The sequence below is a fragment of the Plebeiibacterium sediminum genome, from assembly GCF_026013605.1.
In the GTDB taxonomy this organism is placed as follows: Bacteria; Bacteroidota; Bacteroidia; order Bacteroidales; family Marinilabiliaceae; genus Saccharicrinis; species Saccharicrinis sediminus.
The window spans coordinates 1-21,778 of the sequence record NZ_JAPDPJ010000080.1 but is presented as its reverse complement, the minus strand read 5'-3'; the positions used below and the strand labels follow the sequence as shown (position 1 = coordinate 21,778).

At 33.1% G+C, this 21,778-nt stretch carries 18 protein-coding genes and 1 pseudogene; 10 read left to right on the top strand and 9 right to left on the bottom strand.

What is annotated here, in order from left to right; translation table 11 throughout:
• The 4 genes from floA to OM075_RS21555 all read right to left on the bottom strand — a co-directional run.
• Positions 1-949: flotillin-like protein FloA (floA, locus tag OM075_RS21570; RefSeq protein ID WP_301192629.1), on the bottom strand; the 949-nt coding region annotated here is incomplete at its 3' end.
• 5 nt (positions 950-954) lie between these two features.
• Entirely contained in the window at positions 955-1,422 is a 468-nt protein-coding gene (locus OM075_RS21565) for an NfeD family protein (protein ID WP_301192628.1), read from the bottom strand.
• Between the two features lie 3 nt (positions 1,423-1,425).
• The gene (locus OM075_RS21560) at positions 1,426-1,701 is read right to left on the bottom strand and encodes an ATP-dependent Clp protease adaptor ClpS (protein WP_301192627.1); all 276 of its coding nucleotides are present in this window, start codon (positions 1,699-1,701) and stop codon (positions 1,426-1,428) included.
• 75 nt (positions 1,702-1,776) lie between these two features.
• The gene (locus OM075_RS21555; RefSeq protein WP_301192626.1) at positions 1,777-4,380 is read right to left on the bottom strand and encodes a hypothetical protein; all 2,604 of its coding nucleotides are present in this window, start codon (positions 4,378-4,380) and stop codon (positions 1,777-1,779) included.
• Between the two features lie 192 nt (positions 4,381-4,572).
• On the opposite strand from OM075_RS21555, the gene bcp reads away from it, so the two are divergent.
• From bcp to OM075_RS21540, 3 genes are all read left to right on the top strand, one after another.
• Positions 4,573-5,040, top strand: coding sequence for a thioredoxin-dependent thiol peroxidase (gene bcp / locus OM075_RS21550; RefSeq protein ID WP_301192625.1), 468 nt, complete (start codon positions 4,573-4,575; stop codon positions 5,038-5,040).
• Between the two features lie 43 nt (positions 5,041-5,083).
• Complete coding sequence (recA, locus tag OM075_RS21545) at positions 5,084-6,091, top strand: recombinase RecA (protein ID WP_301192624.1); 1,008 nt, start codon at positions 5,084-5,086, stop codon at positions 6,089-6,091.
• Between the two features lie 131 nt (positions 6,092-6,222).
• Positions 6,223-6,585, top strand: coding sequence for an avidin-fold protein (locus tag OM075_RS21540; protein ID WP_301192623.1), 363 nt, complete (start codon positions 6,223-6,225; stop codon positions 6,583-6,585).
• A 115-nt stretch (positions 6,586-6,700) separates the two neighbouring features.
• Here the strand turns inward: OM075_RS21540 and OM075_RS21535 are convergent.
• Positions 6,701-8,008: pseudogene (locus tag OM075_RS21535) on the bottom strand (methyl-accepting chemotaxis protein); the annotation flags it as partial.
• Between the two features lie 592 nt (positions 8,009-8,600).
• Here OM075_RS21535 and dpp5 point away from each other — a divergent pair.
• From dpp5 to OM075_RS21520, 3 genes are all read left to right on the top strand, one after another.
• Positions 8,601-10,679 carry a dipeptidyl-peptidase Dpp5 gene (gene dpp5, locus OM075_RS21530; RefSeq protein WP_301192621.1) on the top strand — a complete coding sequence of 693 codons (2,079 nt, stop codon included), beginning with the start codon at positions 8,601-8,603 and terminating at the stop codon, positions 10,677-10,679.
• Between the two features lie 92 nt (positions 10,680-10,771).
• Positions 10,772-11,722: a protein kinase domain-containing protein gene (locus tag OM075_RS21525; protein ID WP_301192620.1), complete on the top strand. Its 951-nt coding sequence runs from the start codon at positions 10,772-10,774 to the stop codon at positions 11,720-11,722.
• 124 nt (positions 11,723-11,846) lie between these two features.
• Positions 11,847-13,004 (top strand): metallophosphoesterase, encoded by a 1,158-nt coding sequence (locus OM075_RS21520; protein ID WP_301192619.1) that lies wholly within the window; start codon positions 11,847-11,849, stop codon positions 13,002-13,004.
• 48 nt (positions 13,005-13,052) lie between these two features.
• Here the strand turns inward: OM075_RS21520 and OM075_RS21515 are convergent, their stop codons facing one another.
• The 4 genes from OM075_RS21515 to miaA all read right to left on the bottom strand — a co-directional run bounded on the left by OM075_RS21515 (position 13,053) and on the right by miaA (position 18,233).
• Positions 13,053-14,705 carry a dipeptidyl-peptidase 3 family protein gene (locus tag OM075_RS21515; protein ID WP_301192618.1) on the bottom strand — a complete coding sequence of 551 codons (1,653 nt, stop codon included), beginning with the start codon at positions 14,703-14,705 and terminating at the stop codon, positions 13,053-13,055.
• A gap of 248 nt (positions 14,706-14,953) precedes the next feature.
• Positions 14,954-16,360: an adenylate/guanylate cyclase domain-containing protein gene (locus OM075_RS21510; RefSeq protein WP_301192617.1), complete on the bottom strand. Its 1,407-nt coding sequence runs from the start codon at positions 16,358-16,360 to the stop codon at positions 14,954-14,956.
• A gap of 314 nt (positions 16,361-16,674) precedes the next feature.
• A complete protein-coding gene (locus tag OM075_RS21505) occupies positions 16,675-17,250 on the bottom strand; it encodes a hypothetical protein (RefSeq protein ID WP_301192616.1) in 576 nt (191 codons plus the stop codon).
• 50 nt (positions 17,251-17,300) lie between these two features.
• Entirely contained in the window at positions 17,301-18,233 is a 933-nt protein-coding gene (gene miaA / locus OM075_RS21500; protein ID WP_301192615.1) for a tRNA (adenosine(37)-N6)-dimethylallyltransferase MiaA, read from the bottom strand.
• A 129-nt stretch (positions 18,234-18,362) separates the two neighbouring features.
• Between miaA and OM075_RS21495 the strand changes: the two genes are divergently transcribed.
• From OM075_RS21495 to OM075_RS21480, 4 genes are all read left to right on the top strand, one after another.
• The gene (locus OM075_RS21495) at positions 18,363-18,968 is read left to right on the top strand and encodes a Yip1 family protein (protein ID WP_301192614.1); all 606 of its coding nucleotides are present in this window, start codon (positions 18,363-18,365) and stop codon (positions 18,966-18,968) included.
• Positions 18,969-18,979: 11 nt separating this feature from the next.
• Positions 18,980-19,435 carry an SsrA-binding protein gene (gene smpB, locus OM075_RS21490; protein WP_301192613.1) on the top strand — a complete coding sequence of 152 codons (456 nt, stop codon included), beginning with the start codon at positions 18,980-18,982 and terminating at the stop codon, positions 19,433-19,435.
• Positions 19,436-19,722: 287 nt separating this feature from the next.
• Positions 19,723-20,271 carry an RNA polymerase sigma factor gene (locus OM075_RS21485; protein ID WP_301192612.1) on the top strand — a complete coding sequence of 183 codons (549 nt, stop codon included), beginning with the start codon at positions 19,723-19,725 and terminating at the stop codon, positions 20,269-20,271.
• Entirely contained in the window at positions 20,268-21,686 is a 1,419-nt protein-coding gene (locus OM075_RS21480) for an outer membrane beta-barrel protein (protein ID WP_301192611.1), read from the top strand. Before OM075_RS21485 ends, OM075_RS21480 begins: the two co-directional genes overlap by 4 nt.
• The last annotated feature ends 92 nt before the right edge of the window (positions 21,687-21,778 follow it).

Genomic DNA, 21,778 nt, shown 5'->3' with positions numbered 1-21,778 from the left:
CTCTCATTGAAGTATCTGCTTCAATATTTTTCATTTTTAAATAATCTAACACACCTAAATTACCAGATCTGAAAGCATCTGCCATAGCTAATGGTACCTCAGCTTCAGCTTCGATTACTTTAGCTCTTGCTTCTTGTGCTTTTGCTTTCATTTCTTGTTCTAATGCAACCGCCATAGCTCTTCTTTCCTCAGCTTTTGCCTGAGCAATATTTTTATCAGCTTCCGCCTGGTCCATTTGAAGAACAGCACCAATGTTTTTACCTATATCGACATCAGCAATATCAATGGATAAAATTTCGAATGCTGTACCGGCATCCAATCCTTTTTCTAATACTACTTTAGAAATAGAATCCGGATTTTCAAGAACTGCTTTATGCGATAACGAAGAACCAATTGAAGATACAATACCTTCACCAACACGTGCTAAAACAGTTTCTTCTCCTGCTCCACCAACTAATTGTTTAATACTTGCTCTTACTGTTACTCTGGCTTTAGCAATGAGCTGAATTCCATCCTTTGCAACAGCTGCCACAGGAGGAGTGTCAATTACTTTTGGATTTACAGACATTTGTACCGCTTCAAATACATCACGACCTGCCAAATCGATTGCTGTTGCCATCTGAAATGTCAGATCAATATTTGCTTTTGCTGCAGATACCAATGCATGAACTACACTTGTTACATGTCCTCCTGCCAAAAAGTGCGCTTCTAACTCATCTCTTTTTATATTCTGCAAACCTGCTTTAGTCGCTTCAATTAATGCTCTAACAATAACTGACGGCGGTACCTTACGAACACGCATTAAAACAAGTTGTACTAATGAAATACGAACCCCTGACACTAAGGCTGAGAACCACAACAACACGGGAACGTAATACAGAAATAAGAAAAACAGTACAATAATGACTGCTAATAGGCCAATAAATCCAAGGCCTCCCATATCTACCATACTTATTAAATTTTAGGTTTAACGATTATATATGTTTTAAAAACTTTTGTTACTTCGAGCCTGGTGTTTGAATCTACAAAATTTCCCGGACATCGTGCTTCTATTGTAACTCCGTTTACCAAAGCCTTACCAACAGGATTTAATCTGGTAATTGCAGTACCTTCATCGCCAACACTTATAGCTGAGTCATCCTTTACTTCAACCTGACCATCTACTGCAGAAGTGAGCATTAATTTTTTCCAGGTTCCTGATCGTAGCGACCAAACAATTACGAAAAGAGCAACAACAATTGTTGCTATTAAAGTGGTATTTCCACCTACTGACCCATAGTTTTTATAGGCCATGAAAATTCCTGCCCCAATAAAAAGAGCACCTCCTACTCCTGCAAAAGTTACTCCGGGTAATACAAAAAATTCAAGTATCAGTAAAAATAACCCAAGAATAATCAGGAGGATAATGATTGTTAAAGACATATTTTATTCTATTGTAACCGACAATTTTTTGTCTTGTAGTTGTTTATGAATAGGCGATAATTCTTCTTTTGTACCTATTTTTATTTGACATTTTCCAGTAAAATGAGTCAGAAAAGCGCATTGCTCTGCCTGAACATCATTATGGTCGCACACTTCACATAATGCCTGAATAACAAATTCAAAAGAATTAATATCATCATTATGTAATGTTAATGATTTAAGCTGTTCTTCATCTTTGCTTAAACGACCACTTTTCCATTTTTTTCCAAAAGATTCCATCACTTAGCGTATTTAAAACCAAAATAACACTTTTTATTCAAAAATTCTCTATTTAACAGATTTATTTACTTAAAGTTATTCTTTTGGAAGAGATGATAATTCACCATCTTTAAAATAAACCACGAAGGCACCTGCAAATCCTGACTCTACAACAGTTTCTATTGCATCTTCGGCTTCTTGTCTGGTTTTATAATGCCCGCTAAAATATTTTGTTAATCCTCGTCCTGTTAATTCAATTTTTGATACTTCTGGTATCTTAGATAAAGATTCATTATTGGGAGCATTTCTAAATACCCCAATTTGAATTCTATATTCTTCTTTTACTGTTTCTGTGCTTTCTGGTTTAACAGGTGCCACTTGCTCCACTTCTTTTTGTTTTTCAGGTACAGCATCTACTTTTTTAGGCGCTTCTATAGCATCACTACCTTTTTGTAATTCACTATATGACTTTTGTACCACACCTTTTACCGGTTTTGAAACGGATTCTTTAGGCTGATAACCTTCATTAATCAACTCATTATATAATTTCAAAGCATTCTCCTGGCTTTCTATACCAGCTCTTTTCATGGCTCCAGCCTTCTCAAAATCTTCAATATTTAATCCACCAAGTGTGCTTAGTGCTTTTTTAGCTTCTCTGAAATAGGCATTTCCCTGATAAGTTAACTCTTCAATCTCCTTACCTTTGTTTTCATCCAACTTTGAGGATATATCCTTTAATTTTAACCAATAAACAGGATATTTTTTATCCAATGCTTTATGATAAATTCTTGTTGACAGAATTTTTAATTCTTTAGATTCTTTAATCAATGCAGCAGAAGTTGATATTTCTTCTTCTCCTGATGCATCATCTCCTCTTTTGATTAATTTTCCAAGATTCAAGGAATTGTCCTCTTCTTGTTGTGTTGATTTCGCTAGTAACTGAGATGACTCTAAATTTAAAATATTTGCCCATACATATAACGAATCGGCATATCTTAAAACTTTTATATCATTAGCCGAAAAAAGAGATTCATACATTTTAGCATTCTTTAGGTAATGCTTTTCAAATTCTTCAGAAGTGTACATTGAATATTTTTCGGGTATAAATATCCCTTCAATATTTGTTGCTTCTGAGTTTTTGGGTTTCACCTCCTGATTAGACTGATAGGTTCCTTTTGCAATTCTGTCGCTTATCTCATTGATTTCTTTTTGTCGGGCATACATATAGTTTTCCTGAACCTTATCTTCTAAACTATAAACCAGACCCTCTAATCGTAAAATCTCATTGACAACCTCATTACGCTCAACTTCTGATTTTACAACACCAAATTTTGCACGGTTTTTCTTTAGTAAATAGGATAAGCTATCGCGTTCCTGATCTAACTGGTAACCTTTTTTATACAATGCACGGGCTTCATCATCAATAAAATGTTCAAATTGGGTATAAACTAATGTATCGTTTATTTCAAATGAAAATGCACCTTTTTTTCTTTGATCCACAACATTGGTGGTAGTATTTTGCTGCCTGTAACTATTTTCACCATTATCTTCATCTTGAGCTATTGACAATTTTGCAGATTCTTTAATTTGATTTTCATCCTCAACCATATTTCGAACCTGTCTTCCGTCCCATTTAATATTATAAACTATAACACTATCCCCTCTGATTTCACGATTAGATGCAAACCAGGCTACTTTTGAAAACTCATCTGAAACGAACAAGAAATCATCATCGGGTGAGTTAAAAGGCACACCAAGGTTAATGGGCTCTAAAAAGCTATGGGATTCATTGTCGTAATATGCTTTATAAATATCATATCCTCCCATACCTCCAGGTCGGTTCGAAGCAAAATAAAAAGTTAGTCCATCGGTGGCTAAAAAGGGATAGGCATCATTATAAACTGAATTAACAGGCTCTCCTACTCTTTCACTTTTTCCCCAACCATCAATCAATTTTACCATTTTATAGATACTCATGGTATCTTCAGCATTGGTTTTCATTGAAAAGTATACCACATCACCTCTTTCGGTTTCAAACATTACATTATCAGGATCCACGCCAGACTCAAAAAAGTCACCATTTCTCAATAATTTACCCACATCTTTTACCGGTGCATATTTACTTAATATTGAATTTTTATGAACTTTAGATTTATTCAATACTTCAAGCTGATATATTTTCGAAGATATATTTCTTCCATTATTACACTCTTCTATAAATGTATTGGCTTTATCTACTCTTGCATCACTAGATGATGCGTTTTTAATAAAAGTTTTATAGTTAGAAATAGCTTCTTCGAAATTGTATGATAGTTGATGAGCTCTTCCTAAATAGTAATATACATCCTTACTAATTCCTTTGATTCTTGCGTAGTTTAATTTTTTAATGGCTCCTGATAAATCACGTCTGTTCTTTAGCTCACAGATCCCCATATAGAAATTATATCTACCATCCTTAGGATATTTCCCCAGCAAAAAGTCATATACTTTTTCAGCTTCAACATAATTCCCTGCCTTAAAATATTCTAGTCCTAATTGAGGTGTATACTCTACATTATCAACTCCATTTTGCCCATTGGAGGTAGAAAAACAAACAACTAAAACAATTATTCCTAAATAATATTTAATCATATCTTTTGTAAAAATTAAATCCTTGCCAAAAATATAAATATAAGCCCAATTACCTAAATAAATAGCCATTCAATATGGCTGTTAACTTTTAAAGTTATTCAAACTACCTTATATCAATTCAATATATTTTTTTGCGTATTTATATTAAACCAAAGTTTATTTATATCTTTAGCTTCCTTGAAAATTTTATAAATAAGTTTTGAACCAAGCTTTAATGTATTCGTTTAATGGAATATATTTGTAACCTGAAAATTAAAAACAATGAACATTTTACAAGAAGGCGATAAAGCCCCCGATTTTACTGGAAAAAATCAAGATGGCAAGGATATTTCATTATCTGATTACTTAGGTAAAAAAGTCATTCTCTATTTTTATCCCAAAGATAATACGCCGGGATGTACTGCTGAATCATGTAATCTTAATGATAATTATTCCGATTTAACAGGTAAAGGATTTGAAGTAATTGGCGTTAGTCCCGACAGTGAGGCTTCTCATCAGAAATTCATCAATAAATTTGGGTTTGAATTTGATTTAATTGCGGATACAGAACATGAAATTCTGGAGCTATATAATGCCTGGGGTCTAAAGAAAATGTATGGTAGAGAATATATGGGAGTAATAAGAACTACTTTCATTATTAATGAGGAAGGAATTATTGAAAAAATAATTAATAAGGTTAAAACCAAAGACCATACAAACCAGATTTACGGTGAATTAAATATTGAATAAAAAATAATTAAACAAGAGATAACACTCTGATAGAATTAACAAAATGGCAGAAAAACAAGAAGTTAATAAAGAAAAATTAAAGGCACTACAACTTACCATGGACAAAATTGACAAGGCCTATGGTAAAGGAACTATCATGAAAATGGGAGATGATGAAGTTGAGAATATTCCGGTTATTTCAACAGGTTCATTGTCTTTAGATATGGCATTGGGCGTTGGTGGATTTCCAAGGGGTAGAGTCATTGAAATCTATGGTCCTGAATCTTCTGGTAAAACAACTTTAGCAATTCATGCCATAGCTGAAGCTCAAAAAAACGGAGGAATTGCTGCTTTCATTGATGCAGAACATGCCTTTGATAGATTCTATGCTGAAAAACTTGGTGTAGACATCGAAAACTTATTGATTTCTCAACCTGATAACGGTGAGCAAGCTTTAGAAATTGCTGACCAGCTAATCAGATCTTCTGCTATTGACATTATTGTTATTGACTCGGTTGCTGCATTAACACCTAAAGCTGAAATTGAAGGTGAAATGGGTGATTCCAGAATGGGATTACAAGCTCGCTTAATGTCGCAGGCACTTAGAAAATTGACTTCAAGCATTAACAAAACAAATACTTGCTGTATTTTCATCAACCAGCTTCGTGAAAAGATTGGTGTTATGTTTGGAAATCCGGAAACGACAACCGGTGGTAATGCGCTTAAATTCTACGCTTCATTAAGACTTGATATTCGTAGAGCTTCACAAATTAAAGATGGTGAAGATGTAATTGGTAGCCATACCAGAGTTAAAGTGGTTAAAAACAAAGTTGCTCCTCCATTTAAAAAGGCTGAGTTTGACATTATGTACGGAGAAGGAATTTCGAAAGTTGGAGAAGTTCTTGACCTTGGTGTTGAACTTGAAATTATTAAGAAAAGTGGATCGTGGTTTAGTTATGGAGACACAAAATTAGGACAAGGAAGAGAGGCTGTTAAAAATGTTATTAAGGATAATCCGGAATTGATGGATGAACTTGAACAGCTAATTATCGAAGCCAGTTCAAAGAAATAATATAAAAAATATATTTTTCAAGGTCGGAAGATTTTTCTTTCGACCTTTTTATTTTTTACAAAAAGATAAATTATATTTACGCACTGTAAACCAACATTATGTGATCTTTAATTTATAACCTGAACAATTCAATGATAAACCTAAACAATAAGGCATTTATTACACAAAGTAATACTGAACACGGGGACACCAATCAAGAAACAATTTTTCTTTACAAACAAAGCAAAAGCGTTGTAACTGCCGAATATAAAGGCGGCACAATAAAATCCGGCAATTTATATGGCACTATTGACAGAGATGGCAATATAGACATGCAATACCACCACACCAATTTCAACAATCAATTATTAACAGGAATTTGCCGATCGAAAGTAGAACGATTAGATACCGGAAAACTAAGAATTATTGAAGATTGGCAATGGACAAGCAAGGACTTTTCAAAAGGAAGGTCAATTCTGGAAGAAATTGACCCTACTAATTTCTTTACTTCTTAATCTTTTTACCTAGTTTAAAAAAGGAAATAGTATCCTTTAACTGATCTGATTGGCGCGACAATTCTTCAGAACTGGACGCTAACTCTTCTGATGATGCAGCATTTTGTGAAGTTACATTAACCAACTCTTGTACTGCGTTATTGATTTGTCCTGCACCAATATCCTGCTCCCTGCTGGAGGATGAGATTTCCCTTATTCGCTCTACTGTGTTTTTTATCTCCGGAAGTAACTGCTCAAGATTTTCCCAGGATTCCTCTGCTGTTCTTAAACTTAAGGCGGTTAAACCATCAATAGCATTGGCTGCCTTCTGAGTGTAATCAGATAACTTTCTTACTTCAGTTGCCACAACTGCAAACCCTCTACCATATTCTCCTGCCCTTGCAGCTTCTACAGCGGCATTTAAGGCCAATAAATTAGTTTGCGTTGCGATCTCATTAATGATATTTGTTTTTTCCTTAATTTCTTTCATAGCTTCAAGATTCTCTTTAAGAGTCTCCTGTAGCTTATTCATACTACTTTCCGAATCAACGCTAATCTCTTCTGTAATTCTGGCATTTTCAGTATTTGACTGAATATTTGCCACCATTTCTTCAACTGAAGACGAAATTTCTTCTGTTGAAGCAGACTGCGTACTTGCCCCCTGAGCTATATGTTCTGCCGTTTTACTCATCTGAGAGCTGGCACTGGATACATTTGAAGATCCGTCAATAACTTCCGTAATGACTTCCCGAAGTTTTTGTAATGTGGTAATTAAGGAAGCTTGTAACGTTCCAATCTCATCATCCCTGTTCTTATCAATAGCCAGATCTAAATCTCCTGAGGCTAGACGTTCTGTTTTTTTTGCTAAAGCTACTAAAGGACGAGAAAAACTACGTCCAAAAACTACTGTTCCTAATATTGCTAAAGCCAAAACTCCAATGGAAATAATTAACATTAGCCACAATAAGGACTGTAATTCACTAATTTCAACTTCTCTTTCCTTATTAACTCTTGAGGCAATATCGTCAATATAATTTCCTGTTCCTACAATCCAATCCCATGGTTTAAAATACATTGAATAACTTCGCTTGGGTAAAGCTTCTGTTTCTCCTTTTTTAGGGAACCAATATTCCGTATAACCGCCACCTTCAACTGCAACTTTAATAATGTTCTTAATCAGGTAATTATCTTTTTCATCTTTCAAATTGAGTCTGTTAGTACCCTCTGTTGCACTTCCTAAAAGTACCACATTAGTTCCATCCTGCGTATCAATCCAAAAATATCCTGATTCCCCATAAGACAACTCTCTTACCACATCTGCAGCCAATTTCTTTGCCTGATCCAAAGTAAATTCACCTTCTTCATATTTCTTATAAACACCTTCTATAAGACTATATGCAGTTTCTACTTCGCTTTTTATTTGCTTATCATAATCAGATTTCAATATTTCTTCCAAAGCATCCAGTCTCTTCATCTCTGCATTATAGGATAAAACTCCCCATGGGACAGTTATTGCTAATGCCATCACAATGAGCAACAACATATTAACAGTAATAATTTGGCCTGTAATTGTCCTGAATCTAAATCTGTAATTCCACTTCATATGTTAGTCTTTTGTCAGGTAATAAATAAATCAACAAGGTATTTGCTATATCAAGTTACTAACTATATGGATAAAAAGCCTAGTTAGTCACTAATTTTTATTCTCAATAATCTATACTATCTATTTCTTAGATGCAATAAGAATTATCTTATAATATGTTTTTATTGTGCTTTTACGTCATTTACAATATTGAATTAAGCAGTTATTTACTCAATAATTGGCATAAAGTTTCATGAAAATTTATAAATATCAGAACTAGCTCATTAAATCATCACATATCATATTATATATAAACAAGTTACATATTCTATTACACCTGCAAAAAGATTACAGAACCTAACAAAAGTCATAAAATACATACTCTAACGTATTTGTGATTAAATACATATGATTGTAAATTGGCCGCTTAAAAAACATATTCAAAATTTAAATAATGAATAAGCTTAAATACTCTATTATCTTAGCAATTCTGATTATTGCTTCTTCATGTCAAAACTCTGTGGTAGAAAAAGGATTTACCAACAAAGGCAAAACTTTTTCCGGGAGCAGACTTACACCAGAAATTCTATGGACTTTAGGTAGAATTGGGAACGTTTCTGTTTCTCCAGACAAAGAGACAGTGCTTTACTCGGTTTCGTACACTAACATTGAAGAAAACAAATCATATTCAGACGTTTATACAATCTCGGTAAAAGATGGTGTAAAAACTCAGATTACAGATACAAAAAGTAATGAATCTGCAGTAACATGGAGACCTGATGGAAAAAAAATTAACTTTTTATCTGCTGAAAAAGGTTCAGTTCAACTATGGGAAATGGATGTTGATGGAAGCAACCGGAAGCAAGTTACTAATATTGAGAATGGGATTACCAACTACCAATATTCACCGGATTTAAAACACCTTGCCTTTACTTGTGAAATAAAAATAGATGAAAACATTCATGATTTATATCCGGATCTTCCTTTAGCTAACGCAAGAATTGAAGATGATATCATGTATCGTCACTGGGATACATGGGAAGATGACGATTACAGTCATGTTTTTGTAGCACCTACAGACAAACTAATTGAATCAGGTACTGACATTATGGAAGGTGAAAGATTCGATAGTCCTTTGAAACCATTTGGAGGCGTTGAGCAAATTACATGGAGTTCCGACTCGAAAAGTTTAGCATACTGCTGTGAAAAATTGGTTGGTAAAGCTTACGCCTTTTCTACAAATGCAGATATTTATTTATACAACGTACAGGATCAAACAACCCAAAACCTTACTAAAGGTATGATGGGATATGATTTAAATCCGACATTCTCTCCGGATGGAAAATATTTGGCTTGGGAAAGCATGGAAAGAGATGGATATGAATCTGATAAAAACAGACTATTCATTTTAGATTTAGCCAGTGGTGAGAAAAAGGATTTGAGTACAGGCTTTGATCAAAATGTAGCAAACCTTGTATGGAGCGAAAAAAGTGATAAAATTTGGTTTATCAGTAATTACCATGGCACAAACGAAATATACAGCATCAATACAAATGATGGCAACATCAGCAAAATAACAGAAGGTGTTCATAACTATTATGCTGCTATTCCTGCTCAGGATAAAATTGTTGCCACAAAGGGTTCTATGATGTTCCCAACTGAAATATTTGTAGTAGACCCTAAAACTGGCAATGATCAAGAAATATCTTTTGAAAACAAAGAAATGCTTGCGCAACTGGAAATGGGAAAAGTTGAAAGTAGATGGATTACCACTACTGACAACAAGAAAATGCAAACCTGGGTGATTTATCCTCCTAATTTTGATCCTAATAAAAAGTATCCTACTCTCTTATATTGCCAAGGTGGACCTCAAAGTACTGTTAGTCAGTTTTGGAGTTTAAGATGGAATTTTCAACTTATGGCAGCTAATGACTATATTATTGTAGCTCCAAACCGAAGAGGATTACCAGGCTTTGGTCAGGAATGGAACGAACAGATTAGTGGAGATTATGGTGGTCAAAATATGAAAGACTATTTTACTGCAATTGATACACTTGCGAAAGAGCCATATGTTGACGAAACTAAATTAGGTGCTATTGGTGCCAGTTATGGTGGATTTTCTGTTTACTGGATTGCCGGTCATCACCAAAAGCGTTTCAAAGCGCTGGTATCACATTGTGGAATCTTCAATTTTGAACAGATGTATTCTACTACTGAGGAAATGTTTTTTGTAAACTGGGATTTGAAAGGTAATTATTGGGATAAAGACAATAAAGCTGCTCAAAAATCATTTGACAACTCTCCTCATAAATTTGTTAAAAACTGGGATACGCCAATTTTAGTAATTCATGGAGAAAAAGATTTCAGAATTCCTTATACACAAGGGATGGGCGCATTTAACACTGCAATTATGAGAGGAATTCCAGCTCGTTTTCTATATTTCCCAGAAGAATGCCATTGGGTTTTAAGTCCTCAAAATGGTATTTTATGGCATCGTGAATTTTTCAGATGGCTTGATGCATACTTGAAATAAAGGCTAATTACTCCTTAAAAATTACTTTAAAAGGCATATCTTCACCAGGTATTACTTTTAAAGTAATTTTTTTATATCATATAATCAAAACCATGTCTAAGGCTGAGCGCATTCTACATTTTAAAATTGAAAGAACTTTAACCAAAAATAAATTTGGTATTACTTATCAGGGCCTTGACACCAGAAACAACAGTAAAGTTGTTATCAAAGAGCTACGAGCTGCACCTTCTTCACACGCTCTGAATATGCTTGATAAAATAAATCTTATCGAAGAAGAAAACTTTCTTACATCAAGTTATTTTACAACAAATAACAAACACTTTATCGTCAGAGATTTCATGGAAGGCACTGATTTTAAATCCGTATTAAGTAGCCCTATTAAATTCTCTCAATTATCTAAAGAGTTTGTAATCCAATGCCTGATTGAGGTATTAAATCAGCTCCATAAATTACATTCGGAAGGTATTTTACATACAGATATTAAACCATCAAACTTATTAATAAAACATAAACCCGGAGAAAAAATCAACAAGTGGAATCCTAAAAATATAACCATTATTGATTATGAAAGAGCGATTCCATTCAAATCTCAAAAGACAATAGAATATAAAGGGTTTTCTATGATTTACTCTCCACCTGAGCAAATATTAAAAAGAGTAGATTTATTTAATGAGTCCGTTGATATTTTTGCCACTACGGTTACTTTTCTTGAAATATTATCAAAGCAAAAACCGCTGTATGATTGCAATGCTGAGGTTATGATAAACTTGCAGTTAACTTACCCAATTCCTAAACCCAGAAAAGTTGATCAGGAGCTTTTTGATATATTATCCCCATACATATACAAAGAACGTTTTAAACGCCCTCCTCGTCAATTGACTTATGAAGAAATAACACACACTTTAAAGACAGGTATCAATCAAAGAAAATATAATACTGAAGAGTTAATGAACAACTTGACAGAATGGTTGAAATACCATCATAAACCAGAAAAACATTGGGCTATAAAACTATTTAGGAGAATATTTATTGAAAAACAATAATTGGTCACTTTACAAAAAGAAAAACACATTTCAATCCGTTTTATACTCACCTCAGAATATTAGCACTACAATTAAATCATTGTAAACAATATCTTTACCTTAATGTTGTAAAGAATAAATTATTATGCTAAAATTAAGAATGATTGTATTTTTCTCTATAATTCTCGGTATACATGCTCTGGTAAATTTTTATATCTACAAAAGAGCAGCGCAAGGTATTGAGGCAGTTCCTCATATGCTATTCTGGTTACGGGTGATCATTATCCTGCTTTTTGTTTCCTATCCTTTAGGTCGTTTTTTAGAAAAGGTTTGGTACTCACCTATTGCCCATTTCTTTCATTGGACCGGAGCTTTTTGGTTTGCCGGCATGTTATATTTTGTCATCGCTATATTTTCTTTAGATCTCATTCGATGGGGTAATCATTTATTTGATTTTTTACCAATGAAGTGGATGGAAAACTATTCGAAAACAAAATTAATAACAACCTATGCCACTACTGTTTTAGTTGTTTTAGTGGTAATTATAGGACACATTAATGCATGGACTCCAAAAATTACCAGAAAAACGATTGATATAAATAAAGATGGAGGTGAATTTAAATCCTTAAAAATAGTCGCTGCATCTGATATACATCTTGGAACAATAATAGGACCCCGAAAAACAGGTAAACTGGTTAATACTATTAATTCGTTAAAACCTGACATTATTCTTTTTGCAGGTGACATAGTTGATGAGGATATCAAGCCTGTAATAGAACAAAACCTGGGTAAAAATCTATTGAATTTAAAAGCTCCTTTGGGTGTGTATGGAATTACTGGCAACCATGAGTATATTGGAGGCGCAGAAAAAGCTGTTAAATATCTAGAAGAACATGGTATTGACATTTTAAGAGACACCTCAATTCTGGTAAAAAACAGTTTTTATATTTCGGGAAGAGAAGATCGGGACAAAACAAATTTTACAGGGATCAAACGAAAAACACCAGGCAAATTAACCTCTGAATTAGATCCAACTAAACCTATCATTATGCTGGATCATCAACCATATCATTTAGATTTAGTTGAAAACGCAGGTGTTGACCTTCAATTAAGTGGCCATACCCATCACGGACAATTGTGGCCATTCAATTATATTACTGAAAAAATATTTGAAGTGAGCAGCGGATACAAAAAGAAGGGTAATTCTCACTTCTATGTGAGTAATGGTTTTGGTACCTGGGGACCTCCGGTAAGGTTAGGGAACAGACCTGAGATTATAGAATTTACTTTAAACTTTAAATAAAAAATGGCTTCCTGATGCAGGAAGCCATTTTTCATTAGATATATGATTTTATAATCCTAAAACATCAACTCCTTGCTGAAATACAATATCGCGAGGTATACCGGCCTCTGCAATTCTATCTAAATCCTTTTGCAGTTCAGGAGTGATAAAACCTTTTTCTTTAATCCATTCCTGAGCCTTTTCATAATCTCCATTCCCTTGCATTACCAAAATATCTTTTGAAAGATCAATCATTGCCTGATGCATCTTATCAAAATCCACACGATACTTACCTGTTTCTTCATTTTTAGTAAAAGCTCCCTTTTCATTAAAGTAATTAAACCTGATCATGTTTGCTTTACCATGCGAACTTGACGCTCCAAAACGTATTGATCTGAACAATCCTGCCATAAAAGTTACATAGTTATCCATAAGAACCTGGTCATCTCCCAGTTCATTCATATTGGTTAACATATCAACCATGTATAAACCTAATATATCCGCTTTTCCTTCTTCCATAGCCGAAGCTGTTTCCTTTAACGCCTCTCTAACAGTACCTTTTCCATTCAAGGTATTTTTAATCCCCAAACCATGAGCTACTTCATGAAACATCGTATTCTCAAAAAAGGCGTCAAATGATACATTTGCCTGTTGCTCATCATCAATTAATAACTGGCTAATAGGAACTAAAATCTTATCAAACTTAGCTTTCATGCTATTTTTTAGCTGCAGTTTTCGACTTCCTTTTTCGATATGTACCTTAGGATCATTTGGTAAATTTATGGCGATGGTTTTACTTCCTGCATTGCAATCTCCACCATAAAAAACCACATCATAGGCACCTAAATCAGAATCACTTCCCGGCACTTCACTTTTATATTCTTTATCTACAGGTAATGATTCTTGTAATTGTGGTAATAACGTTGCATAATATGCTAATTTTCCTGACCACTCTTTGTCTTTAATTAAGATAAACGCCTCAAAAGCTGCTTTTGCTCCATAAAGTGCATCCTCATAATTTTCTATTGGACCCACAACAAAATCAATGGTATTGTTTTTCATGCTCATCCAGGCCAAATCGCTCTCAAAGTATTCACCTGTTAATAAAGCTTCTGATCTTTTTAACAAATAATCTTTCAAACCTTCATCATCAGCTAAGGCTGCAGCTTTTTTTAATAAATCAGAAACTTTGGTAAGCTCTTCTTTATAAGCAACATGATATGGAATAACACTTAGTTCTCTTGTGGTTTCATCCCTTTTTATAAGCGTATATAAACTGGTTTTATCAGAATCCTGAATACTTTCAAATTCATCTTTTGTAATATCTTGCGGATAGAAATTAGCTCCCAGGGGTTTAGCGCCAATTCCTTTAATAAATGAAGTATTATTATTGAGCCTTTCCCAAGGTCCATAATTAATCTTTACAAACTTTTTTAAGTACTCATCCTCTATCTTACCCAACAATGCATCTTTATCACCATAAGCTTGTTTCCAAAACAAGTCATCCATAATCTTACCAGCTTCAAATAAAATGGGAAGCATAGAGCGCTCATTCTCGCTTAGTTTTGATAGATCTGTTTTTAATTCTATAGGGATAAACTCCTCAACTTTTTCTTTCACATCAGGAATTGAAGGCTCATAAACTGTAACTGATTTTGATGATTGTTTGCATGAAGTAACCATAAACAAACCACCAAGAAAACACAAAAAAACTCGTTTCATATGCTAATAATTTAATTTTTATTGTCACATGTAACTCGCCAAACTGAATCATTTCCCTGTAAAAGAAAGAATTCTTATGGCTCGTTTCATCATTCTATACTTTAATATTTTAATGCAAGATATCAAATATATAAAATCAATGAAAAAAAGCAAGTAATTGTTCTCTGTGCTTCTAATGAGAAATATTTATATTTTCACCATATAACTGATTTTCTTATAGTCTGTGCAGTCCTTTTTATATGAAAATTCTATTCCTCTTCATTAGCCTCAACAGACAATAATTTTTCCAGTCTTTCTATTTGTTTATTCTTATTTACTTCCCTAAGATTTTGTGCAGTATCAGTAAAATATTGATGTTTACGTATAAAAGTAAGTTGTTTAATATTCCACTCAGTGTATGATCCAATCATATTACGAACCTTAAGCTCTTCGTATAACATATTTGAAACAGGTATAAAATCAGCCCTTCCCAAATAATCCAAATCAGAATCACAAATTACTTTTTCCAGCAAATTTTTAGGCTCAGGAGGAAATTGAGTAGCCATAATTAAACTGCAAACACGGTCGAGTATATCCGGATGATAATGATATTTTTTTAACATTTTACGTGCTAACACTGTTCCATGAAATTCATGATCATCGTAACTAATTACATGTCCCGAATCGTGAAACAATCCGGCTAATTTCAACAACAATATTTCTTCCTCAGATAAACCTTCTGCCCAACCAATTAACTCAACTTCTGTCACTACGTCAATTGTATGCTTGATATTATGGTAATACAGACTATCCGGAAGATTTTGCTCCATCATATCCAATACTTCTTCCTGAATATCTAAGAATTGGATTAATGAGTATTTTACATGAAAGTCTTTAGTTATTTTCCTTTTTGTTCCTTCTTGAATCAATTCTGGCAGCAGTCCATCCACATAAAAGGATTCCATAATACCTTTATATTTTACCGGCATCTGACCTGACGATGAGCAATCAAAAAATTCCTTAACCAATTCGTATGTCATCGCAGAAATATTGATAGAACCCGCTTTACAAGCTTTACCCAAACGACTGGTAAAATTCACGGAATCGCCGGCTAATCGAAAAGGTGCGGATTTTTTTCCGGTTGGTTCAGCTAAAACAGGACCGGTATGAATTCCTATACTTAATTCCCAAAAGGCAGTACCATCTTCACCTCCATTTATTTCTATGGCCGCCTGCTGCATTTCCTGAGCTGCCAATATTACATCTATGGGATTGGTTCTGTTTTCTTCCAACATACCACCACCATAAATAAACACATCACCAACTGTCTTTATCTTAACAATATCGTATTTCTTAGCTATATCACCCATTCTGAGTTGAAGTTCATCCAATTTGTCCATTAACAGTTCGGCTTTTGGATGACCACTTAACTTATGAAAACCTTCAACGGAAGCATATAAAAGAGATGCTCTTGTAAAGCGACGAATTTTTTGCTTAGGAGTTACTTTTTTCTCTTCATCCTCAAATGAAAAATTCGATAATAGATTAAGGTACTTGTCATTTTGCTTCTGAATAAAATTGTATCTGCTTACAATCTCATTCATCTCCCGATTTAACTCTTTATTTCTATTTGCAAGTTTTGAAATTCTGTCAATATACAACTCTATATTATCCATTGAAATGCTTTTTAGCCTAATAACTTTTCTAATTTTTTATCAGATAATATAATTACGACGAAAGTGTTAATAGGTTTTTCTATAAAGGCCTTTTTTTCAGAATTCCTTACCAAAGTATCATATTCTTTGATAAACTAACAATTTTACATGATAACCGATTGTTTACGCACATTTATGCATAAATAATACCAGTAAATATTTACTTATTTATACAGCTTATAGGTTAGCACATGCTGTCTGGCCGGATTCTCGTTTCGCAGTTGGCATACCTCCAACCTCCAGCCTACAATAAGTAATGTATTGAAGGTCATTTTTTATTCAAAGATTACATGTGTCGATATCTCAATTAACATCATATCGTTATTTTCCAATTTCTCCAATTGTAAGGAAATCCCGTATTTGTATAAATTATAATTCAATCCATTTTCTGAAATGAAATCTTTTTTTCTTGTTAACGGATAGAACTCTCTAATTTCAGGATTTGTCATTCCGAGCATTAAGCCATTGTCCGTGTATATTTTAAGAGTATTGTCTTCCTTCATAGTTATACACCTCAGTTTGAGGTTATCTTTATCTGTTTCGTCTGCAAATTCAAATGTGATTGATTTAAAATTAATTTCTCGTGTATATTCAGTTCCAGATATAGATTCTAAAGTTTCAGAATCATAACCATCCCACATTGTAATTACAAATACATTTGGATTGGAATTCTCTTTAATTTTCAAAATCTGATGTAGCTCTGTTATTGTAGTCTTGTTTAGAAAAATGGAGTCACTATTATAAACTATTCCGATTCCGGGTAAAATTTTCACAAAATCATATTGCTGTCCAAATGATTTGGCACTAGATAGAAGTAAAAAAAACAATATGCTTATGCTCAAATATTTCATTCGCAGTCTTTTTCAAAATAGAGTACAACAAAGCAATAAAAAGTCACCAACTACAACGCTTGTTCCAACATTGTTATTATTTCACGAACTCTTTCGTCTTCAGGATCTTTTGCATCCATCCAATGGATATTAAATCCACTCCTTTCCATCTTCCTAAACCAGGTCATTTGTCTTTTAGCAAACTGATGTATCGCAATATTTAGTTTCTCAAACATCTCATTGTACGACAACTTACCTATTGCATGCAGCGTGAGATACTTATATTCCAGGCCATAGTAGATTAAATCATCGGGATGAACGCCACTATCTAATATAGATTTTACCTCATCTATCATTCCCTCTTCTAATCTGGATTTTAATCTTCGGGTAATTTTTTCTCTTCGCAACTCCCGATCTATATCCACTCCTATAATTAATGGGTTTAATTCTGGCAATTCAACCTCAATAGTTGGATTATCCATATAGTATGTCTCAATTTCAATACTCCGAATGGCTCTTTTTATAGTATCAACATCAGTTTTATTATGTAACTTCTTAAAAGAGGACAATATTTGAGTCAGTTCTTCAAGAGATTTTCCTTCGAGACTTTTTCTTAATTCAGGATTTGAAGGCACATGAACCATTTTAAAATGACTTAGCACTGCCTCAATATACATTCCTGTTCCACCGCACATAACAGGAAACTTACCCCTACTTTTAATATCTTCAAATGCTTTAAAAAAATCAGTTTGATACTCGTAAACATTGTATTTATATCCAGCATCTACAATATCAATTAAATGATAGGGTATTTGTGTTCCATCAACAATATAATCATCTAAATCCTTGCCTGTACCTAAATCCATATTTCTATAAACCTGACGGGAATCTGCACTTATAATTTCTCCATCAATTTTATGTGCCAGTTTTGTTGCTAATGTTGTTTTACCACTTGCAGTAGGACCTAATACAACGACCAGATTATATGGTGACATTTTTTTCATGAATATATGTTATTAACATCAATTTAAAGTACTCAAACTTTAATTCTATTGATTTTTTATATTTTTGACACCACAAAACTAATTAAAATAGCTTCAAATCTAACTCACAGCACATTTAATAAAGTATTTATGGATTCTAAAAATCAACCACAAAGTCTGATCACTAGATATAAAAACATTTTTATAAGAACAAAAAACCTTATTATTAGTCCACAAAATGAATGGGAGACCATCCATAATGAGAAAAGTGATTTTAATAAGATTTTAAGTGAATTTGCATTGCCTTATTTGGCTGTTATTACACTGATAAGTTTTATTAATTCCATTATGGCTCATCAGGACCCGGATTTTACTTTTGCGCTTAAAAATGCAATAGGTCAATTTACGGCTTTCTTTTTAACCCTATTTATTTCCTATTACATTTTAATTAAGATTATCCCTCAATTTGCAAAAACACCCAAAACAGCACAAGTAAAAGATATTGCTATAAAAACGGTTGCTTATTCAATGGTAGTTATTTTTATATTAAGAATAACAACACTTTTAATTCCGCAAATTTATTTTTTACAAATAGCAGGTTTATATACGGCATTCTTAGTTTGGCATTCAACCAAACATATTGGAGAATTTGAGAATAAAGATTTCAGAATTGTTCTTACAATTATTATTAGTTTACTAATTTTGTTTCTTCCTTATTTGTTATGGGTAATGTTTATCCGTTTTAGTGGGATTTGATTGGGAATAATATGACACAGAATAAAGTTAACATACGAAATAAAAAAGCTTTTTTTGATTACGAAATCCTTGAAAAGTTTGTTGCCGGCATTCAATTGTCCGGTACTGAAATAAAATCTTTGAGATTAGGTAAAGCCAGTTTAGTTGAAGCTTATTGCTACTTTGTTAGAAACGAGCTTTGGATTAAAGGGTTTAATATAGCTGAATACTTTTTTGGAACCTATAACAACCATATGCCTCTAAGAGAGCGAAAGTTGTTATTACAAAAAAAAGAACTTCAGAAATTAGATAGAAAAACAAAAGAATCAGGGTTGACCATTATTCCTTTAAAAGTTTTTCTGAATGACCGTGGTTGGGCTAAAGTTGAAGTTGCCCTAGCTAAAGGAAAGAAAAGTCATGACAAAAGAGAATCCTTAAAACTTAAGGATGCCAAAAGAGAAATGGACAAGATGAAGAAAATTCATTAATAAAGATCAGAAAATGCCAGTTTATTGCTGGCATTTTTTTTGCATAAAACCCATCCCAGTAATTTTTTCAAGATATCGCCAGCCAAACAGAAACTTTACTCTCAGCAAAAAATATAATCTATTGATTAAATTTTTAAAAGCTTACGCAACCCCTTTATATATTTAACATCATAAGAACAGATTAATACTTCCTAAATTTGACATGAGATGGTAAATCTTTAATTTAGAAGAATAATAAAATAACCATAATCTATGATTTACTTAGTTTAGGTGGTATAATTTTTTGCGTGAAGAATCTTGAAGAAATAATAAAAAGATGCCAAAAGAATAATGGCAAGGCTCAAAAACAATTATATGATTGTTTTTCGCCCTGGCTTTATGGTGTTTGTCTGCAATATTGTAAAGACAAAACGGAGGCTGAAGACCATCTTCAAGAATCATTTATAAAAATATTTACTAACATAAAAAAATACAGATTTGAAGGTTCATTTGAAGGATGGATGAGACGAATTGTGGTAAATACAATTATCGAAACCTTTAGAAAGAAAAATCCGGTATATTTTGTTGATTCGATTGAAGACATTGCAAAAGACGCACCTGAAATCAGTGAACACACAGAAACGATTAACCCGAAAGAATTACTGACGTTTGTTGAGGAATTACCTCCCAAATACAAATTGGTTTTTAACCTTTACGCATTAGAAGGATACTCACATCAGGAAATATCAGATATACTGGGAATATCTATTGGTACATCTAAATCTAACTTATCACGAGCACGAAAAATTTTAAAGGATAGATTATCCATAAAAAAAAATGATTCAATAATAGCATGAGCAAGGAAAACAACATAGATAGATTATTCAGGGAAGGCTTGTCTGATTTCTCAGCAACACCTCCTACTCATGTATGGGATGCTATTAATGCAGAAATAAAAAGCAATCGCAAACAAAAAATGGTTTTGCTTTTATGGAAGGGTTCTGCAGCTGCTGCATTTATTGGTGTTATTATTTTAGCAGGAATATTGTTACATACAAGTAATACTGAATCACCAAAATATCTAACAAATTTACAACCTGATTCTGGTCTGATTATATCTGAAAACGAAAACAAACAAACCAACGAAACAGGAGCAACTTCAATAAGCAATACAATCTCTACAAATAAAGATGTTGAGCAAAAAGAAAGTTTATATGTTCATGAATTACAAAACCAAAAAGAAAATTCAAATATTAACAAAGAGATAAAAACGGTTGCTTTCAAAAACAGTGAGGAATATACAAACTCAAATCTACTATCTGCACAAAATAATACTCAAATTAAAAAAGAGGTATTATTGAAAGCAATCTCCAATAAAGATGTGATTACGCATACAGAAACTATTGATCCATCTACAGTGTTCTTTTTGCAAAATAGCGATATGGACAACAAACGTATGGCTGACATGATCTTTGGAGATTCTGAAGACGAAGAAGAAATAAAAAAAGAATTGTTTGCTGCCATATCTGTAGGTGGACAAATTGCTCCTTCGTATTCCTATAGAGATGGAAATAATAACAGTGCAAAGAATGAAAGTGGGATCACTAAATTAACAGGAGGAGTAAATGTTAATTTTAAGACCAGTAAACGCTTTAGAATAGAAACAGGACTTTTGTATGCCCAAGTTGGTCAAAAATTTAGTAATTCCTCTTATACGCCAAGTAATTCAGTAGCCTTTGGTCTGCTAGAAGATAACATACAACCAGCTCCCTCAGCTAATAGTTACCAAAATTCGATGGGAAATATAGTGCCTAAAAGCTCATCTTCAGGAAAAATGTTTGATGCCGCTCCTTCAACTGATTTTGAAGCAAGCAGAACTATTTCTAATATGGCTTTCTTTAGAAATTCAGAAGTCGAAATCCAGCAAGAATTAGAATATATTGAGATACCTTTTATTTTAAAATACGATATCATAAATAAAGGCATTGCTCTTTCTGTAAATGGAGGAGTAAGTACAAATGTATTGGTAGGAAATAATGCTTATAACATTAGCAATAACACCAGAAATAAAATTGGAATGATAGAGGGAATTAACGCTGTAAGTTATAGTGCTAGTTTTGGTTTGGGTTTACGTACTCCCATCAATTCATCTTTTGACTTTAATGTGGAACCTCGTTTTAAGTATTTTATTAACTCCATAACTAGCTCTTCTGAATATGAATACAAACCATACTCTTTGGGACTTCTTATTGGGGTAAATTATAAGTTTTAACCTCAGTTCGATTCTAAAATAAGGCTAATTGATCAGACTTAATTTTCTCAACTTTAATAGCAGGTTTCTTTGGAAAAAATGAATAGGCTATT

What these genes read in the sequence shown, in the direction of transcription:
- OM075_RS21555 (WP_301192626.1), bottom strand. Translation starts at nt 4,380, where the DNA reads ATGGCTATTTATTTAGGTAATTGGGCTTATATTTATATTTTTGGCAAG.
- OM075_RS21515 (WP_301192618.1), bottom strand. Translation starts at nt 14,705, where the DNA reads ATGAAACGAGTTTTTTTGTGTTTTCTTGGTGGTTTGTTTATGGTTACT.
- OM075_RS21520 (WP_301192619.1), top strand. Translation starts at nt 11,847, where the DNA reads ATGCTAAAATTAAGAATGATTGTATTTTTCTCTATAATTCTCGGTATA.
- OM075_RS21540 (WP_301192623.1), top strand. Translation starts at nt 6,223, where the DNA reads ATGATAAACCTAAACAATAAGGCATTTATTACACAAAGTAATACTGAA.
- dpp5 (WP_301192621.1), top strand. Translation starts at nt 8,601, where the DNA reads ATGAATAAGCTTAAATACTCTATTATCTTAGCAATTCTGATTATTGCT.
- OM075_RS21480 (WP_301192611.1), top strand. Translation starts at nt 20,268, where the DNA reads ATGAGCAAGGAAAACAACATAGATAGATTATTCAGGGAAGGCTTGTCT.
- bcp (WP_301192625.1), top strand. Translation starts at nt 4,573, where the DNA reads ATGAACATTTTACAAGAAGGCGATAAAGCCCCCGATTTTACTGGAAAA.
- OM075_RS21495 (WP_301192614.1), top strand. Translation starts at nt 18,363, where the DNA reads ATGGATTCTAAAAATCAACCACAAAGTCTGATCACTAGATATAAAAAC.
- smpB (WP_301192613.1), top strand. Translation starts at nt 18,980, where the DNA reads ATGACACAGAATAAAGTTAACATACGAAATAAAAAAGCTTTTTTTGAT.
- miaA (WP_301192615.1), bottom strand. Translation starts at nt 18,233, where the DNA reads ATGAAAAAAATGTCACCATATAATCTGGTCGTTGTATTAGGTCCTACT.
- OM075_RS21565 (WP_301192628.1), bottom strand. Translation starts at nt 1,422, where the DNA reads ATGTCTTTAACAATCATTATCCTCCTGATTATTCTTGGGTTATTTTTA.
- OM075_RS21505 (WP_301192616.1), bottom strand. Translation starts at nt 17,250, where the DNA reads ATGAAATATTTGAGCATAAGCATATTGTTTTTTTTACTTCTATCTAGT.
- OM075_RS21525 (WP_301192620.1), top strand. Translation starts at nt 10,772, where the DNA reads ATGTCTAAGGCTGAGCGCATTCTACATTTTAAAATTGAAAGAACTTTA.
- OM075_RS21560 (WP_301192627.1), bottom strand. Translation starts at nt 1,701, where the DNA reads ATGGAATCTTTTGGAAAAAAATGGAAAAGTGGTCGTTTAAGCAAAGAT.
- OM075_RS21510 (WP_301192617.1), bottom strand. Translation starts at nt 16,360, where the DNA reads ATGGATAATATAGAGTTGTATATTGACAGAATTTCAAAACTTGCAAAT.
- recA (WP_301192624.1), top strand. Translation starts at nt 5,084, where the DNA reads ATGGCAGAAAAACAAGAAGTTAATAAAGAAAAATTAAAGGCACTACAA.